This window comes from Amycolatopsis saalfeldensis, assembly GCF_900110575.1.
Classification (GTDB): domain Bacteria; phylum Actinomycetota; class Actinomycetes; order Mycobacteriales; family Pseudonocardiaceae; genus Amycolatopsis; species Amycolatopsis saalfeldensis.
The window spans coordinates 115,283-130,548 of the sequence record NZ_FOEF01000020.1 but is presented as its reverse complement, the minus strand read 5'-3'; the positions used below and the strand labels follow the sequence as shown (position 1 = coordinate 130,548).

General features: G+C 65.1%; 16 protein-coding genes and 4 tRNA genes. 5 read left to right on the top strand and 15 right to left on the bottom strand.

Annotated features, from left to right (window positions below; translation table 11 throughout):
- Positions 1-101: 101 nt before the first annotated feature.
- Together BMY97_RS35045 and BMY97_RS35040 are read right to left on the bottom strand one after the other, a co-directional pair.
- Positions 102-1,622 (bottom strand): sugar transferase, encoded by a 1,521-nt coding sequence (locus BMY97_RS35045; RefSeq protein WP_177231685.1) that lies wholly within the window; start codon positions 1,620-1,622, stop codon positions 102-104.
- An 882-nt stretch (positions 1,623-2,504) separates the two neighbouring features.
- Positions 2,505-2,576: transfer RNA gene (locus BMY97_RS35040), tRNA-Val, on the bottom strand.
- Positions 2,577-2,960: 384 nt separating this feature from the next.
- Between BMY97_RS35040 and BMY97_RS35035 the strand changes: the two genes are divergently transcribed.
- The 4 genes from BMY97_RS35035 to BMY97_RS35020 all read left to right on the top strand — a co-directional run bounded on the left by BMY97_RS35035 (position 2,961) and on the right by BMY97_RS35020 (position 3,768).
- Positions 2,961-3,386, top strand: a complete 426-nt coding sequence (locus tag BMY97_RS35035) for an SsgA family sporulation/cell division regulator (protein WP_005159130.1) — start codon at positions 2,961-2,963, stop codon at positions 3,384-3,386.
- A gap of 139 nt (positions 3,387-3,525) precedes the next feature.
- Positions 3,526-3,598: transfer RNA gene (locus tag BMY97_RS35030), tRNA-Gly, on the top strand.
- A 23-nt stretch (positions 3,599-3,621) separates the two neighbouring features.
- A tRNA-Cys gene (locus BMY97_RS35025) sits at positions 3,622-3,692 on the top strand.
- A 1-nt stretch (position 3,693) separates the two neighbouring features.
- A tRNA-Val gene (locus BMY97_RS35020) sits at positions 3,694-3,768 on the top strand.
- 136 nt (positions 3,769-3,904) lie between these two features.
- On the opposite strand, the gene BMY97_RS35015 is transcribed toward BMY97_RS35020, so the two are convergent.
- The 8 genes from BMY97_RS35015 to BMY97_RS34980 all read right to left on the bottom strand — a co-directional run bounded on the left by BMY97_RS35015 (position 3,905) and on the right by BMY97_RS34980 (position 8,627).
- Positions 3,905-4,129, bottom strand: coding sequence for a helix-turn-helix domain-containing protein (locus BMY97_RS35015; protein WP_091625721.1), 225 nt, complete (start codon positions 4,127-4,129; stop codon positions 3,905-3,907).
- A 99-nt stretch (positions 4,130-4,228) separates the two neighbouring features.
- Complete coding sequence (locus BMY97_RS35010) at positions 4,229-5,548, bottom strand: replication initiator (protein WP_091625718.1); 1,320 nt, start codon at positions 5,546-5,548, stop codon at positions 4,229-4,231.
- Positions 5,549-5,639: 91 nt separating this feature from the next.
- A complete protein-coding gene (locus BMY97_RS35005) occupies positions 5,640-6,953 on the bottom strand; it encodes an FtsK/SpoIIIE domain-containing protein (protein WP_245787657.1) in 1,314 nt (437 codons plus the stop codon).
- A 35-nt stretch (positions 6,954-6,988) separates the two neighbouring features.
- Complete coding sequence (locus BMY97_RS35000) at positions 6,989-7,240, bottom strand: hypothetical protein (RefSeq protein WP_143086375.1); 252 nt, start codon at positions 7,238-7,240, stop codon at positions 6,989-6,991.
- 5 nt (positions 7,241-7,245) lie between these two features.
- A complete protein-coding gene (locus BMY97_RS34995; RefSeq protein ID WP_091625712.1) occupies positions 7,246-7,494 on the bottom strand; it encodes a hypothetical protein in 249 nt (82 codons plus the stop codon).
- Entirely contained in the window at positions 7,487-7,735 is a 249-nt protein-coding gene (locus BMY97_RS34990) for a hypothetical protein (protein ID WP_091625711.1), read from the bottom strand. Before BMY97_RS34990 ends, BMY97_RS34995 begins: the two co-directional genes overlap by 8 nt.
- Complete coding sequence (locus BMY97_RS34985; RefSeq protein WP_143086374.1) at positions 7,728-8,012, bottom strand: hypothetical protein; 285 nt, start codon at positions 8,010-8,012, stop codon at positions 7,728-7,730. Before BMY97_RS34985 ends, BMY97_RS34990 begins: the two co-directional genes overlap by 8 nt.
- A 210-nt stretch (positions 8,013-8,222) precedes the next feature.
- A complete protein-coding gene (locus BMY97_RS34980; RefSeq protein WP_091625706.1) occupies positions 8,223-8,627 on the bottom strand; it encodes a hypothetical protein in 405 nt (134 codons plus the stop codon).
- A gap of 137 nt (positions 8,628-8,764) precedes the next feature.
- Here BMY97_RS34980 and BMY97_RS34975 point away from each other — a divergent pair, with 137 nt between their 5' ends.
- Positions 8,765-9,139 (top strand): GntR family transcriptional regulator, encoded by a 375-nt coding sequence (locus tag BMY97_RS34975; RefSeq protein ID WP_091625703.1) that lies wholly within the window; start codon positions 8,765-8,767, stop codon positions 9,137-9,139.
- Between the two features lie 840 nt (positions 9,140-9,979).
- Here BMY97_RS34975 and BMY97_RS34970 read toward each other — a convergent pair.
- The 5 genes from BMY97_RS34970 to BMY97_RS34950 form a co-directional block, all read right to left on the bottom strand.
- Positions 9,980-11,335 (bottom strand): helix-turn-helix domain-containing protein, encoded by a 1,356-nt coding sequence (locus BMY97_RS34970; protein WP_177231684.1) that lies wholly within the window; start codon positions 11,333-11,335, stop codon positions 9,980-9,982.
- Between the two features lie 793 nt (positions 11,336-12,128).
- A complete protein-coding gene (locus tag BMY97_RS49690; RefSeq protein WP_091625698.1) occupies positions 12,129-12,236 on the bottom strand; it encodes a DUF397 domain-containing protein in 108 nt (35 codons plus the stop codon).
- A gap of 72 nt (positions 12,237-12,308) precedes the next feature.
- Complete coding sequence (locus BMY97_RS34960; protein WP_091625932.1) at positions 12,309-12,785, bottom strand: DUF397 domain-containing protein; 477 nt, start codon at positions 12,783-12,785, stop codon at positions 12,309-12,311.
- The gene (locus tag BMY97_RS34955; RefSeq protein ID WP_091625929.1) at positions 12,748-13,656 is read right to left on the bottom strand and encodes a helix-turn-helix domain-containing protein; all 909 of its coding nucleotides are present in this window, start codon (positions 13,654-13,656) and stop codon (positions 12,748-12,750) included. Before BMY97_RS34955 ends, BMY97_RS34960 begins: the two co-directional genes overlap by 38 nt.
- 853 nt (positions 13,657-14,509) lie before the next feature.
- Complete coding sequence (locus BMY97_RS34950) at positions 14,510-15,262, bottom strand: ESX secretion-associated protein EspG (RefSeq protein WP_091625695.1); 753 nt, start codon at positions 15,260-15,262, stop codon at positions 14,510-14,512.
- Positions 15,263-15,266: the final 4 nt, after the last annotated feature.

Here is a 15,266-nt window from a genome sequence, read left to right as displayed (position 1 = left end):
TCCGGTGGCGCTCGTGTCCTGGCCCACAGTCCCCGCCAGGGCACGAAAAAGCGGCCGCCGGCCCGGAGGTCGGCGGCCGCGCGGAGGCCTCGCGGCACGGCTCAGTAGGCGCCCTGGCCGGCGACGACGGCACGGAAGGTCTTCCAGAGGATCAGCAGGTCGAGCGCGAGCGACCAGTCCTCCACGTACCGCAGGTCGAGCCGGATGCTCTCGGCCCAGGTGAGGTCGCTGCGGCCGGAGACCTGCCACAGCCCGGTCAGCCCCGGCTTCACGAGCAGGCGGCGGCGCGCGTCCGGCGCGTACTTCTTCGTCTCCTCCGGCAGCGGCGGCCGGGGCCCGACGAGCGACATGCGCCCGCCCAGCACGTTGAACAGCTGCGGCAGCTCGTCCAGCGAATACCGGCGGAGCAGGCCGCCGACCCGGGTGACACGAGGGTCGCGCTTCATCTTGAACAGCGGTCCGGCGCCCTCGTTGTCCCGCTCCAGCTGCTGCCGGATCCGGTCGGCGTCCGGGACCATGGTGCGGAACTTCAGCATCGTGAAGCTCTCGCCGTCCTTGCCGATGCGGCGCTGCTTGTACACGACCGGCCCGTGGTCGCCCAGCTTGACGGCCAGCGCGATCACCAGCAGCAGCGGCGAGAACAGCGTCAGCAGCAACGCCGCCCCGCAGCGGTCGACGACCTCTTTCACGAAGCGGTGGCCGCCGGTGAACATCGGCGCGGTGACCCGCAGCAGCGGCATGCCGAGCACCCCGGTGACGTTCAGCCGCGGCCCGGCCACCTCCATCAGCACCGGCGCCACGACCATCTCCGCCGACGTGCCCTCCAGGTCCCAGGCCAGGCGCTGCAGCCGCTGCGGCGTCCAGTACTGGTCGGCGGTGATGGCGACGACGCGGTAGCCGCCGCGGCGCACGTGCCGGGAAAGCTCTTCGAGCCGCCCGATCACCGGGACGCCGTCGACCTCCCCGCTGTCGCGGTCCTCGCCGGTGCCGCTGAACGTGCAGACCGCCTCGACCCGCCAGCCGACGTGGGCCTCGGACTTCGTGCGCGCGATCAGGTCGGCCACCGTCGCCGGGCTGCCCGCCGCCATCACCGGCAGCAGGCAGAGCCCGCGCCGTCGCCGGCGGTGCAGCACCTGGCGGAGCAGATACCGTTGGGGGAACGCGAAAAGCGCGATCACCGGCACGACGATGAACACCCACGGCTGCACGTCGAGCGCCCGGAAGAGCAGCCCGCCGAGCGCCACCAGGACGGCGGCGGTGATCAGGCCCCGCCCGAGCGTCCGGTACTCCTCGGGCCCCTCGCCCAGCACGCGCTGGCTCCAGGCCCGGCTGACCGGCAGCGCGCAGAGCACCGCGAGAGCCGTGCCGAACGCGTGCATGTCCTGGGGCGCCACGCGGCCGATGACAAACGCGCTCACGCCGATCACCAGGAGCGCGGCGAGCACGTCGCTGGCGATCACCCAGGTCCGGTACCGCTTCTCCCAGGCCGCCGGATGCGTCTTCGAGGTGGCCGGCTCCGCGGATTCCGCGGCGGGCGCGGGCGATGGCTCCGGGATAGCGCGAAGGTCGATGTGCGGCGGCGGTTCACTGACCGTGGACGAGGGCCGCACCGACTCTTCCATCAGACCTCCCGGAGGGTTCGAGGACAACCGGCGACACGCTGCGTTAAGAAGAATGATCACTGAACGTGATCGTCATCCTTACCCGATTCAGCCACCGCAGGAGTGACACACGCCAAGGTATCGGCCGCTCTCAGGGCATCGTTACAAGGATTTCCAGCCACAACCTCGGCGTCTTCCCTGCAAATGAATGCCGTGTTGATAACGGGATGATGACGATGCGTAATAAGGCGTATCCCACTCACCGCTACGGAATGTAGTCAGAATTCCACGGCCGTCCCACCTTCGCGCGGCCGCCGCCCGAACAGCCCAACCGGGCCGCGGCTTCCACAGTGGACACACCCTCCGCACGCCCGTCCACTGTGGACTCGACACCCCCTCGCGCCGGACCCGGCAATCCGCTCGCCGGTGGGGTGACATTCACCGTGGGCGTGTCACGAGTGCGGGTTTTCGTCAAACCCGGGAACCGCCGTCACTCCCCCGCTCCGCGGCCGCCCCCGCGGGCCGTCCGGCTCCGGCGAGCACGGAAGGAACCACTCCGGTTACCACTTCCGCCACCTCGCGCCCGCGGTCCGTACGGCCGATCGGGTGGCCCTCATCTCGCCATGATCGAAAAAGTGGCCAGGATCACATTCAGTGCGGTTTCCGACCTCGGAAACCACAAAAACAGCAACGATCGCGACGGAAACGTCGAGCTTCCGCGGGCACCCGGAACCCGCCTCGCCGGCCCGGCCGGCGACTCTTGTTACCGGCCCGTAGCCCCGCCCCGGGGAAGCTCGGCGACCGGGCCTGCGGCCCGACCTGGGGAGATCACCGGATCGGCCCAGCCGGACCCGGAAAACGCTTGAGGCCCCGGACCTGGTGGTCCGGGGCCTCAAGCGGCAGTGGGCGATACTGGGATCGAACCAGTGACCTCTTCGGTGTGAACGAAGCGCTCTCCCCCTGAGCTAATCGCCCTTGCGGTGTTGAGAAGAACTCTACAACACGACTTTCGGGGGCCTGCAAACGGGTGGTTCACCGCGACCACACTCCGTCTACCAGCGGATACGGAACGAACAACCCCGAGCTAACCAGGGTCATGCCACCAGAGGGGCGCGCGCGGCCCGGTTCGACATCCGTGCGACGGTGCTATCGCGCGGCGGCTGAACCGCGCAGTATGTACGGGTGGCCGCCCAGTGGGCGCGCGCGTAGGACTGCGCGGCGCGGGCGACGACGGACAAGCGGGGCAGCCTGCCCCCGGACGGGTGATCTCCGGAACACTCGCGACCGGATCGGCGGTCTCGTGCGTCTCATCGTCGTCCTCGGTCGTCCGGGCCGGGAAGGGAGACGAAGGGTAGGACGATGCGCAACGATCACGTGACGCTCCGCTCGACGGCGGTCTTCGACCTGCTGGCGCCGCGAACCCCGGCGGTTCCGGTGAAGGTCGAGCTGCGCTACGACACTCGCGACCCGTACGCGGTCGTCGCCGCCTTCCGCACCGGCCGCGCCGGCTGGGTCGAATGGGTCTACGCCCGCGACCTCCTCGCCGACGGCCTCCTGGCCGACGCCGGCGACGGGGACGTGCGCATCCGCCCCTCGGTCGAAGACCCCGAGTCCGTCCTCATCGAACTCAACTCCCCCTCCGGCCACGCCATGTTCGAAGCGTCGGCCCAGGAACTGGCCGACTTCCTCGACCGCACCTACGACGTGGTCCTCCCGGGCAACGAACACCTGTGGGTCGACGTCGACGACGCCCTGACCCACCTCATCCCGAACGATCTCGCCTGATCACAGCCTCGCGACGGGAAGGTGACCCCCCGGTGACGGGACGGTTTTCGAGGTCCGATATGGTTCTCTCACACCACGGCGACGGGGTCGGGAGCAGAGCCGAAAGGCCCTGAACCGGACAACCGGAACCGAGGAGAGTGCGGACGTAGCGCAGCTGGTAGCGCATCACCTTGCCAAGGTGAGGGTCGCGGGTTCGAATCCCGTCGTCCGCTCGGAGGGCTCTCGAGCCTTACACGGTGGAGTGGCCGAGAGGCGAGGCAACGGCCTGCAAAGCCGTGTACACGGGTTCGAATCCCGTCTCCACCTCGCGCGATTAGCTCAGCGGGAGAGCGCTTCCCTGACACGGAAGAGGTCACTGGTTCAATCCCAGTATCGCGCACCACAAAACCCCAGGTCAAAGGCCGGTTCTCAGCTCCACGAGAACCGGCCTTTGATCATTTGACCGTCATTTGACCGTCGAACGAGACCCCACACCCCGGTCCTGACGGTCGCCGGAGATGCTCGCACTGTGGTGATGATCACTCAGTCTTGTTGGGTGGTGTGATGCCGAGTACTGACATGAGGTCAGCAGTGGCGACGCGGTAGGTTCCACCTGTCTTGATCACGCGGCAGGGGAACTCTTCGCCCTTGGCGAGTTCGTAGGCCTTGCTGCGCCCGATGCCGAGCGCGCGAGCGGCGGTGATCAGATCGACCATCGCGGGTAGGGCTTGGATTTGATCAAAGGTCAATCCTTGAGTGTTCATGATCGTCGGGTTCTCCCTAGGTGTTGGTAGGTCCAGCAGGTGGCTCGTTCGGTTTACTTCCGGTTAGTCGATGTGCTCATGAGGAATTCCCCTCCTCCCCTAGGTGGGATGTCGTCTGGATCGGATGCGCGCGGCGATGCCGGCCGCGAGTTCGGATTCGGCGTCGTCGCGATAGCCCGCCCCCGTGAAAGTCCAGTCGTTGATCACCGCGACCTCGCCGGGATCGGTGATGCCGAGCCGGTCGAGAAACTCGGCGAGCCGATAGCCGCGCTGATCGTCGCGGATAGCGCGGAACGTTGTGCTGTAGCAACGGGATTTGGTCAGGAAGTGCCCGCGAAACCCGAGCATGTGAGCCCAGTGCCTCAGATTCAAACGTTCATAGGCAGCTAATCCGCCGAGCCGCCACGCGGTGGCGATGATCCGGCGATGGTGCGGCGACACCCGCAGATAGTCGATGTGCCGCTCGGAACGGACCGGCCTGTCCGTTCCGAGCGTGGCGGCCCCGGTGTCTTTCGTGGCGTACTTCGCGATATACGCGGCGAGCCGGTGCTCGCTGATCGTCCCGTCCCCGTCTTCCACGCTTCGCGCCGCGATACGCCTGATGTCGAGCTGCGCGCCCCACCGCACCTGAAGCCGGGTGCCGTCCGGCCTGGTGATGGTGAGCACCACGGCCGCCGCAGCGGAACGGACAGCGTGGTCGAGCAGGTCATCGCTGGCCCACGGAGGCGGAGGATCGGCCGGCCCGTCTGGCCCGTCGATCCGCACCACGGCGTGAAAGTGAACCAGGCCCCGTTTCTGGAATTCGGCGACCTTCCCGAAGCTCAGCCGGCCGTGACCGGCGAAGTCGCCCACCCGAAGACCCCCGGCTTTGGCGAGTTCTCGCCGCAGCCGGGTGGTGAACCGCGCCCACAACATGCCCGCGTGGGCCTGCCACAGCACCGCGCCTTCATAGTCGTAGCTCTCGGGATCGATCGGCGTGCCGAGCCGAGGATCATCGTCGGGGTGGTGGTCGCGGCAGCGGCACGGAATCCGCCTGCCCCGAGCTGAGAGACCCCGATTGCTGTGCACCGCGCCGAAAGAGGGTGCGGTGAGCGTCAGGAACATCCGGGGATGCCCCGTCACCGACGCGGGAACACCCTTGGGTCCTCCCGCCAAGCCAGCGCGCACGATGTGGAAGGCGTCTCCCGCGTACCGGTCCGAGCACGTCGGGCAGACGCGCGAGCGGCGGTTGCCGCACGGGGTGAAGATCCGACCGCTGACACTGTGGCGCACTAAGCCTGTCGCGGTGTCGCGAATGATGGTTGTGCCGTGGAGCGTGATGGGGCGAGCGCACCCACCCACCGAGAAGACCCGTGCGCGCCACTGGGCGTAGCCTGGCGCGGTCAACCGGTGAGAGATCCGCTCATCGAGTGTCCACATAGGAACCTCCCTGCGATGAGAACAAAAGGGGGCGGGGCGGGGCCGTGCGGCCATACCCCACCCCAGAAACAAACTAGGTAGCGGCGGAACGCTACTGGTGTGTCCATTGAGGACTTTCGGTGATGAACCGGACGAGTTCGGCGATGTGCGTGTCGTCGACATATGCGGCCCGGACCCGGATCGGCAGCCGGGAGCGAGGCCGGACCACGTAGCCGATGCCGGCCGTTTCGGCGAGATCGGGGATCTCGTCGGCGCGGGCTCCCCGCGCGCGGGAGTCTTCACCGAGCACCCCGTCGACATGGTTGCTCGCGGTCAGGCGCAGACAGATGCGCCAGGTGAACAAGTCCCGGATGCTGATCGTGTCTTTGGTGGGTTCCTGCACCATGCCGATCATCGTGTGCCCCGAGGCGCGACCTTGAGAGCCCACGAGCGCGAGATGACCGCGTACCTGTTTGGCGATGGCGTAGTCGCCGTACGCCATCAACGCGGCCATCTCGTCCACGATCAGCACGTTGATCGGCGTCTCCCGCGACACCGACAGCCGCCGGATCCGCCGGTCGGCGAAGTCTCGTTGCACCGCTTGCATTTCGGCTAGGTAGTCGGCGATGAGGTCCGCGCAGGATTGCGCGGTGTCGGCGTAGCGGTAACAGATCGGTGTGGCGGACGCGAACTCGAACAGCTTCGGGTCGCACACCCACAGCCTGACCAGGCCGTCGCGGATCAACGGGGCCAGTGACCGCATCAGCGCGAGCGGGATGCTGTTCTTGCCGGCCCCGGTTGCCCCGGCGACGAACAAATGCCCGCCGAGTATGGGGATTCGCCACTCCTGCCCGTACTCGGTCTCCCCGACATATACCCGTTTGAGATCCACAGTGGACGATTGCTGCGGCATGTCGGGGGCGGGGATGATCTTGGTGAACGGTTCGCGGCGTTGGATGTGCAGCCCGATCACGCCAGGCTTGACCACCTCCACCGACACGCGCTGCACCCGCAGCGCGTGTGCCAGCTCCGCCGATTTGGCCTCGAAGTGCTTCTCCTGCTGTCCGGCGACGATCCGCAGGTGCAGAGTGTCCACTGTGGTCGAATAGGATCGAATCCTGGTAATACGGGGGAATTTCTCCTCTCTAGTCTTGCGATGAGTGATCGACAGTTCGCACGCCCGCAAGGCGTGACGCCAGCGTGGTCCGATGTAGCTGGACCAGCGGCGGCACCACGCCCGCAGATACGGTCCGGCGTATTGGTCGAACGTGTCCGGATGGCCTCGATACCAACACCCGGTCACCACGGCCAGGCCGGCCGCCGTGACTGCGACGGCCGACCATCCCCACCGCTGCCCCGCGATCACAATCACTGCGGGGACGGCAACCATGACGGGATGCCGCACCATCCACAGGACAAGCTTCACCTCCCATCCCCGCTGCCGGGGCGAAGGATCAGGCATCACACGCCTTCTTCCTCCAGTTTCCCGGCCGAGCGGTTGACCTCGTCGGCGAGCTGTCCGGCGAGTGTGTTGATCCGGACATAGAGCAGCAGCAGGTTGATCCCGTAGCTCTGGATCTGGTTAGCCAGGACACGGTTTGTCGACGCCATCATCGGATGCGACGACTCCAGGAAGTCCCCGAACCGGCGAAGCTTCTTCGCCGTCAGCAGGTAGTCCTCCGCGATCTCCAGCACAGCGGTCCGTGTCGCCACTGAGGTCACCTCCTCTTCTTTCCCAGAGCCTCGCGCTTCTGGGTGATCCACATCAGGTCGTTGCACACGCCTTCCAGTCGCCGTTTGAGCGCGAACAGGTCGATGGCGTAGCCTCGCGCCACTGAGCCCAGCCCTTCATCCATGGTCGCGATGACCGAGGCGTGAGAGTCGAACCGATCGGCGATGCTCCCGAGCGCCGCCGCCGTTTTTCGATATGCGTCAACAATTTTCGCGACATATAGCGGGTCACTCACTATGCCATCGCCTCCCACGCTCCGACCCGATCACCCGCACCAACCCGAGCAGCGCGGACAGCCTCCGATTGACCATCACCAGATAGGCGGTGATCGACGTCGTGTGCACCGCCAGTCCCGAATGGACAGTCGCGACCGACTCCGACACCTCGCGAACCCGGTCCTCCAACAGCTCGGTTTCGCCCTGGATGTCGGCCAGGGTCGCGAGCAGCAGGTCTCGCCGCGTCGCCGGGTTAGACATCGCCGGCTCCTTTCCCGCAGCCGCGTGCTCGCCGGGGCGGCCGGTAGCTCGTGCCGATATCCAGCTCCCGCTCGTAGTCGCGGGCGTGCCGCCAGCGCGGCGAGTCGGCGGGCGGATTCTCCGCGTAGATGTCGCCGAGCACCATCGCGGTGATCGCCGCCGTGAGGTCGAGCACGCGGTCGGGCAGCCACGACACCACCCACCGGTCCACCCGGTGCGCCGTGTGCCCGCCACGACCGCCCACCATGAGATCTTCAGTGACAATGCGCGTTCCCATATGATCCTCCATTTCTTTGCCATCATTGACTTTTCTTCCGTTTATGTACGCTGAACCCTTGCGGGACAACACCTTGGCACGTCCCCGCCGATAGTTGACACTTAAGCGTCAACCGGCCACGCAGGAAGTGGCCTGCCTGCTTTTGGCATGGATCTATCCACTGTGGAATTGTCAAACAGCGAAAATCGTTACGGATGAAGAGAAAACGTGTTAGCGAGATCCAGCCTCGGCACTTGCTGGACGGTCCTTCGTCTTCGACGGCGAGGTCACCGGCTTCACGCCGGCCGCCTTGTACCACTGCCCGGTTCGGGTGATCACGCCATCGTCGTTGCGCAACTCGTAGACGTTGACCACCGGGTCGATCAGTTCCACCTGGGTGTCGAGCTCGAAGCCAGCTCCGGGGTCGACGGGCAGGTTGATCCGGATGTCCTCGCCCTTGTCCGGGTCCTGTCCGGGCACCGGTCGCCGCTTGAGGAAGACCCCGACGACGAACTGCGTCTCACCGGCGCGGTTGGTGACCGGCACCTTCTTGCCGTCGACTTCGCGCGTCTTGGCGGCGGGCTGCTCGGTGACCAGCAGCCGGAAGCCGGCCAGGTTGAGTGGAAGATTCTGCACGTCACACCTCCTGTGCTAGATGTACTGACACACTCAATGTATCAGGTGTGCTAGCACAGTCAAGAGGGCTTGTGTCAGACGTTGTGTCAGATGTACTAGCTTGTCTCAGGCGAGCTGAGGCGGATAAGCTGTCACGTATGGTGCGTCCAGCCTGGCATACCGACGATCCGCCGCTGCCCTCTGCCCAGCTGGCGAACGACCTGCGCGCCGCCATTGCCAAGGGCGAGTACCCCGAAGGGGAGAAACTGCCCTCGATCCGCGAACTCGCGCGAACCCACCACATGGCCCCCGCGACCGTCCAGCGGGCGCTCACGGTCCTGCACGACGAAGGGCTCCTCACCGCGTGGGCGGGTCGAGGCACCTTTGTGCGACGCGAACCCGGTGGCGAGAGTCAACCTGACGCCCTGGAAGCGATCCACGCCCGACTCGACTCCATTATGGACATTCTCGCCGAGTTCGATAAGCGGCTCAGCGCGGCCGAGAAGGCGCGTCGTCGTCTCCCTTCCCAGTGAGCGCCTCCCAGCGACGAATGAGGCGGCGCGCGTAGGCCTCCGCGATGGCCAGCCGGTCCGCGACCACACGGAGACGGTCCTCGCTCTCGCGAGCGTCTGCCTTCTCGTCATCGCCGGACAACCGCACCCCTCCTCGCACACTGAAGTCATCGAGCCAACCGGCCACACCGCGACGCGGCCTCGCTGCCGCGCCCTGTTCTCGCCGCCGCGCGATCCGCGCACCATGAGAAGGCGAGAAACTGCCTGCTTCCAACCACTCTGCTTAGCCGACACACCGCGCCGAGCGGGCGAAGTCGGCCAGCAGATCACCGCAACGGAGCACCACACGAGACGCGCGTCTCGTGTGGTGTTGGCCTGTTCGGACGACCCCGCCACGCTCCCCTCGACACGACCGGGAGCACAGCGCCGGGACCACGGACCGAGCCGGCGCGCCGAGGGGTGTCAATGCCATGTCTCTGATCTCCTCGCGTTGGCGGGATCCCACGGCGCACCTTCTTTCTGACCGTCCTTGTCTAGACCTTCTCGCACCGCCCAGTGTGATCACCCGGATAATCCCTGCGCCACTTCCGATTATCGTCAAAACCGGATCGTGGAGGCCATTGCCCCGATGACAGCCGTTTACGCGATCTGTTCGTGAGACCCACGACGCGACCGGCTCACCCCATCAGCCCACTAGCTCCCCCATCAGGCCACGCGCGATTACCCACTGAGGTAATCAGGGTTGGTCGATAATCCTTTTCGCCGAGTCGTGCAGATGCATGAGCGGACGGACCGTGCAGGCCCGCCGCGAGGCAAGGAAAGTCGACGACACGGCGGGCGGCGAGCCCACCACCGTCACGCTCACACGGCCGGCGCGTGACCGCCTCGCACGGTGGCGATGTCGGCGACCACCTGCCGCGCATCGTCGCTCCGGGGATACAGGGACGCGGCCTGACTGATCCACCCGAGCCGATCGGTCAAACGCCGCGAGTGCAGCGCCCGCACAGCGGACAGGGCTTCACGCGCGGCGGTCATCCCGGCCGCCTGGTCCCCCGCCCGCAGCAGGTTCGCCGCGATCGCCAACAGATCCGAAGTGCGGGAACGGGCGTCGGACTCGGGCCGAGCGGCGCGTGAGCGGGTCGCGTGCTCAGCCGCCTGCTCGGCGTAGCCGCGATCGCGCGCGGCCAGCGCGTTGGCCGTCATACCGGTGATCCCGTCGATCTCCGCGTGCCCCATGAACGCCAGCCACGACGGAGCCTGATCCGGGTCCTGCTCGCGGGCGAGGGCGTCCCCGGCGCGCGCGAGCATCTCGCTAGCCTGCGCCGGCTTGCCCATCTCCGCGTACGCCCAGGCGGCGTTGAGCGTGAGCAGCGCGGCGGCGCGCGGACAGTGCGCGTCGTCGGCGGCGGCCTGCCCGAGCTGGAACAGCTTCAACGCCGCGATGGCGTCCCGGCCGTGCAGCAGCACCCGCCCCGACTGAAACAACACCTTCGCGGCCAAGTCGGAGCGGTCGGACTGCTTGGCCAACACCAACGCGTTCGCGAAATGCCGTTGCGCGGCGGAGTGGTCGCCGGTGTCGAAGCTGGCCCAGCCGGCCACCGAATGCAGATCCGCCACGGCGGTCATCACTCGCGCGCGAACAGCGGCGTCGGCGGCGGGCGCATCCAGCAAGCCGGTCGCCCAGTCCAGATGACCGGTGATCGCGGAGCGGACCGCGCCACCGCCGAGGGCGTCGTCCTGCGCCCGGTAGAACACCACGGAGCTCTCCAGCGCGGCGGCATCGGACACACCGAGCTGGCCCACCGTGACCGGGGCGCTCGGGCGGATGCGGATGCGATCCCAGTCCGCCGCGCTCACTCCCACCAACGCGGCCTGCGCGGCCAAGGCGATAAACGCTCGTCGCTCCACCTCGGAACCTCCTTCACCCCCCACGACGCCAGTGCCCAACCAGGATGAAGCCCCCGAGCCATCCGGCACCAGACCCGCCGAGCCGGCATCAGGGGCGTACGCGAGCCCCATGTAGCCGCGCGGAATCTGAAGACCGGTCGCGATCCGCGACAACACCTCGTACGCCATGACAACCCGGCCACGCGCGATGTCCGACACCTCCGGCTGAGACTGCCCAGTCAGCCACGCGATCCGACGCTGACTGACTCCGTGGGCCTTGAGCAGCCGAAACACCGCCGCGATGTCCCGTGCGGCGAGCGCTTCACGCATCGGGCGCTCCTCCCACACCCCAGGGTCGGGAGGCCCCTGCTCGTAGATCGTGGCGCGCATCCGGTTCCCCTCACCGCGTGGACAGCTATACGCGAACAGTTGGACACCGTACCCACTGTAAACGCGTCACGACGCGATGTAGAGCACAAGAAGTCGGAAAGTTCGGGTCGACCGATATGCCCGACCTATCACACCGTTACGCCACACGAGTGAGCCGGCCAACCGCCGACACCATCACCACCGAGCCGACGAGCAGATCACCACGGGTTGAATCCCCGCGACACCTCGCCCGACACGCCCGCCGCCGCAGACGCTGGCAGTCGTGGCCGCCCGACCTCCGGCCACCGGTCGAGTGCCCCGCCTCCCCCGAGCGGCAACCACGACGGGACACCCGACCACGGCCGAGGGGCAGCGCTCCACCAGCCCGACCGGAGACACCACTCCGCAGGCAGGCAGCGACCGCGCCCCTCGGCCATCCACAACGAGCAAGCGATCCGGAGGAGAGCGGTCATGGACACGGCGCGGCTCTGGCTCTGCGCCCTGCTCATCCTCGCCCCACCTGGGGCGTACACGGTCGGCGTCATCATCTACACCGCGAAACGCCGCGCACGGACTCGCCGAGGACGACCCACCGTCGCCGACATCGCCACCCGCATCGCAGCGGACAACCAAGAACAAACGGCGAGAACCCTCCAGCGCGACGAAACTGAGCCGCCGCTACCGTCCGGCTGGCATTGGCCAGACCGTGAGCGAGAATAGGAAAACTGTGTTGGTTGGTCACGCAGCCCGAAATCTATCGAGATGTACGGGAGCTTTGGAGTCGTACATCGACTCTATCTTCGCGGAACCGTACTTCTACGCAATCGTCGCCCTGCCCGTTCGATCTACTACTTTCAACCACCCTTGCCGGCTAGCGTCAAGTTCGCCGCGTCGAGCACTGAAAAGGAGTGCCTTCCATGCGACCTGTGGTCTTCTACGCGTTTGCGGCGGCCAAGTCTGGCTCGAAATCTCTAAGTTCGATTCCGGCGATGAACGCCAACCACTCGTTTACTGTGTAGATAAGAAAACCTTCGGGTTCGGACGCCTGCCGGACAACAACGAAAGGTTCGCCGCCTGCATATGCCAACCCTAGCTGAGGAATATCCTTCAGCCTAGCGCTGTCCAACCTGGACGATTCATGCCAGTCGATGTGACTGGTTTGGAGAGAAGATCGGATCGCTGACTTGTCTGGCGCAACCGTCGCCCAAGAAAACCCATGTATATCGGCAAAATCCAAAGCAAGGCCTGTGAATCTGTCCCAGCTTTGGTTGGATAGTAACAAGGTTGGACCGGTTGGGTCTTGAGAATCTCTGATGTGAACTGAATTCGCGTCCCGCAGGATTTCGACACAGTTGTTGTCGTTGATGCTTCGGCTACTTTTCTGCCATTTTGGCCGGTTTCCTAAGTGCATGGGCATTTCTCCTGTGCTCTTCTGATCGAGCGCGCAGTACCTCGATCGAGTGAGGAAAGGGTAGCGCCATCGCCGCGAGACTGGTCCATGCCTCCTCGAAGTGCCGCACCCTTTGGTTATCCTCCATGAAGAGGCCTCCGTCATGACTGTCGATTCCAACAACCCGAAATCCGTCTCGAAGGAAAAACTGAGTAAACGGCTTCCCTATGCTCTGATGTGCTCCAGCAGTGAGCGGCAAGACCTGAAAAGACACATGGGGAGTGTCGGCAATTTTTAGCAGGTAGTCGATTTGGTCAGCCATGACCGCGTGTCCTCCGACTGGGCGCAGCAGTGCAGGCTCGTCAATTATTGCCCAGACCCTAACGTTCTGATCTTTTATCTGTTGTTGTCGCGCAAGTCTTGCCTCGACTCGGCGTGCGACAGTTTCTTTGCTGACCAACGGAGTGTCGGCACGAATGATGGCCTCGTAATAGCCGGACGTTTGAAGCAAGCCGGGGATTATGTCGATTGTGAACGCGTGAAGGGCGGCCGAGTCGGCCTCAAGTTCGATGTAGTTTGCGTTACCCAGAATGTCAGAGTAGGACCTCCACCATAGGTTTCTCTCTTTAGCTTGTCGCGCTAAGCGCGTGAAGGATTCTGTGGTTTCTTCGTCAGCGCCATATGCCTCGCAGAGTGTGTGCACATCGTCGCCACTGACTCCATAAGCGCCTGTTTCAATCCGCGAAAGCTTTGCCTGGGAGAACCCGCTTAACCGCACCGCTTCCGCAACGGTTAGTCCGGCGCTTTCCCGCTGCTCTTGTAGCTTTTTCGCTAGTCTGCGACGCCGAAATGATGGTTGTGCCACCGTTCCCCCAATCGAGGTAAACAGCATAGATTCAGTTGTGAATTTATGCTGTTTTTGATTACATTGCTCTCGGCGCTAGAAACGTAACCGAAAGCAACATACCTCGTTCTTTCGCCCCGTTATCTCCCAGAGGCGATTTTGTTTCGCTTTTCGGGAATGTAGCCGCCAGCCGGCCAGCAAGCGCAGTTGCTCAGCTGAGCTGGTGTTGAGGAAAGGCATCGCGCGACCGGGGCGCGTGCAAGGTTCCTCTGCGGTTACACCTGCCGGAGGTGTAACCGTAGGTCTTGGCTGTCGCTGCAAGTAATCCCCCGATACGCGGCAGCCAAGACCACATACAAGCAACACTTTTCACACTACACAGCCGGCCGCGCATGACTCGATGCGTGGCCGCATGGAAAACGGAGGCAAACATGGCTACCGCAACGCCCCTTCGTACAAAGTATTCAGCCCACTTCGGGCGATGGATGGCGTCCCAGATCGGTGCCCCTCGTCGCCGACAGCATTACGTGGAGGAAGTAAGTAAAGGTTCACGCGTGTATGACAGCGTGAATTGGCTACACATCGGCTACCGCGCCGTCTGCGGCGTCACGGTAATTCAAGCCGATAAAGCTTACCTGGAACGCTATTCGCGCTGCCCGGTCTGCCTGAGTTTCTGCTCCACTCACGGACGGGGTGAGTAATGGCCTGCGACTGCGGACACGACTGCACCAGCGTTGAGGTTGAGACGTATCAAACGCTAACAAACTGCCGAGTCGATATCGACGAATGCGATGGAATCTACGAAATCTCGTTCACCGCGTTCGGAAACGGCACCGAACTCAAACTAGGTAAGAGCGTGATTCTTCAACTCCGAAACGCCATCGGAAAACTACAACTTTAGTTACACCAACGACTTTACCGTGTCGTTCAAGGTTTTCACGACTTCGCGGGGCGTGCCCGACGCCATCACGATCACATCGTCACCGGTGACATAGGTCAGCACCCGCCCAGAGCCGGTCAGGTCGATCGCGCTGATCGGCTCACTGCGCACCCGATCCCCGTCACTATCACGGGTCGCGACATACAGCTGGTGCATACCATCCCGAGGCCGGCGCAACACCTCGTTCAGGTACTCCACCTCCCGAGTGTCCACCGGCTCCGCGAGCGGACCGCTACGCGCGCTGTCGGGATCAGCGTAGAAATCCTTCGCCACCGCGACCCTGCGCACCGGCGCACCGGCGATGTCCGGCAGCACCTCCACCAGAGAGGTCGCCGGCCACCGCACGGGCACCGGCTGAACCGTCACCGTGTCCCGGTCCGCCAGCACGCGCACAGCCGAGTCCTCCGACACCGCCACAGCAATCGCGCCGTGCGACTCGTCGCGGAAGTTCGACCACCCGTAGAACTCGGCGTCCGCGTGGGCGATGACCCGCAGCGTCGCCGACCACATCGGGTTCACCCGCCCACCGCGCGCGAGCCCGTGCCCCGTCAACCAGTCCAGTGTGGACTTCTCCAGGTGGCGGCGTGAAGTGTCGTCCATCCAGAAGTGTTTGCTGGTACCGAAAATCGCGGGAAGATCACCCAGGTCGAGCATGTCCCAGGCGGTCAGGAACGCCAGCCGTGGCACCACCACGCCTGTCTCGATCACCCGCACCGCG

What these genes read in the sequence shown, in the direction of transcription:
- BMY97_RS35045 (WP_177231685.1), bottom strand. Translation starts at nt 1,622, where the DNA reads ATGGAAGAGTCGGTGCGGCCCTCGTCCACGGTCAGTGAACCGCCGCCG.
- BMY97_RS35035 (WP_005159130.1), top strand. Translation starts at nt 2,961, where the DNA reads ATGCGCAACGATCACGTGACGCTCCGCTCGACGGCGGTCTTCGACCTG.
- BMY97_RS35015 (WP_091625721.1), bottom strand. Translation starts at nt 4,129, where the DNA reads ATGAACACTCAAGGATTGACCTTTGATCAAATCCAAGCCCTACCCGCG.
- BMY97_RS35010 (WP_091625718.1), bottom strand. Translation starts at nt 5,548, where the DNA reads ATGTGGACACTCGATGAGCGGATCTCTCACCGGTTGACCGCGCCAGGC.
- BMY97_RS34990 (WP_091625711.1), bottom strand. Translation starts at nt 7,735, where the DNA reads ATGTCTAACCCGGCGACGCGGCGAGACCTGCTGCTCGCGACCCTGGCC.
- BMY97_RS34985 (WP_143086374.1), bottom strand. Translation starts at nt 8,012, where the DNA reads ATGGGAACGCGCATTGTCACTGAAGATCTCATGGTGGGCGGTCGTGGC.
- BMY97_RS34975 (WP_091625703.1), top strand. Translation starts at nt 8,765, where the DNA reads ATGGTGCGTCCAGCCTGGCATACCGACGATCCGCCGCTGCCCTCTGCC.
- BMY97_RS34970 (WP_177231684.1), bottom strand. Translation starts at nt 11,335, where the DNA reads ATGCGTGAAGCGCTCGCCGCACGGGACATCGCGGCGGTGTTTCGGCTG.
- BMY97_RS34960 (WP_091625932.1), bottom strand. Translation starts at nt 12,785, where the DNA reads ATGCACTTAGGAAACCGGCCAAAATGGCAGAAAAGTAGCCGAAGCATC.
- BMY97_RS34955 (WP_091625929.1), bottom strand. Translation starts at nt 13,656, where the DNA reads ATGCTGTTTACCTCGATTGGGGGAACGGTGGCACAACCATCATTTCGG.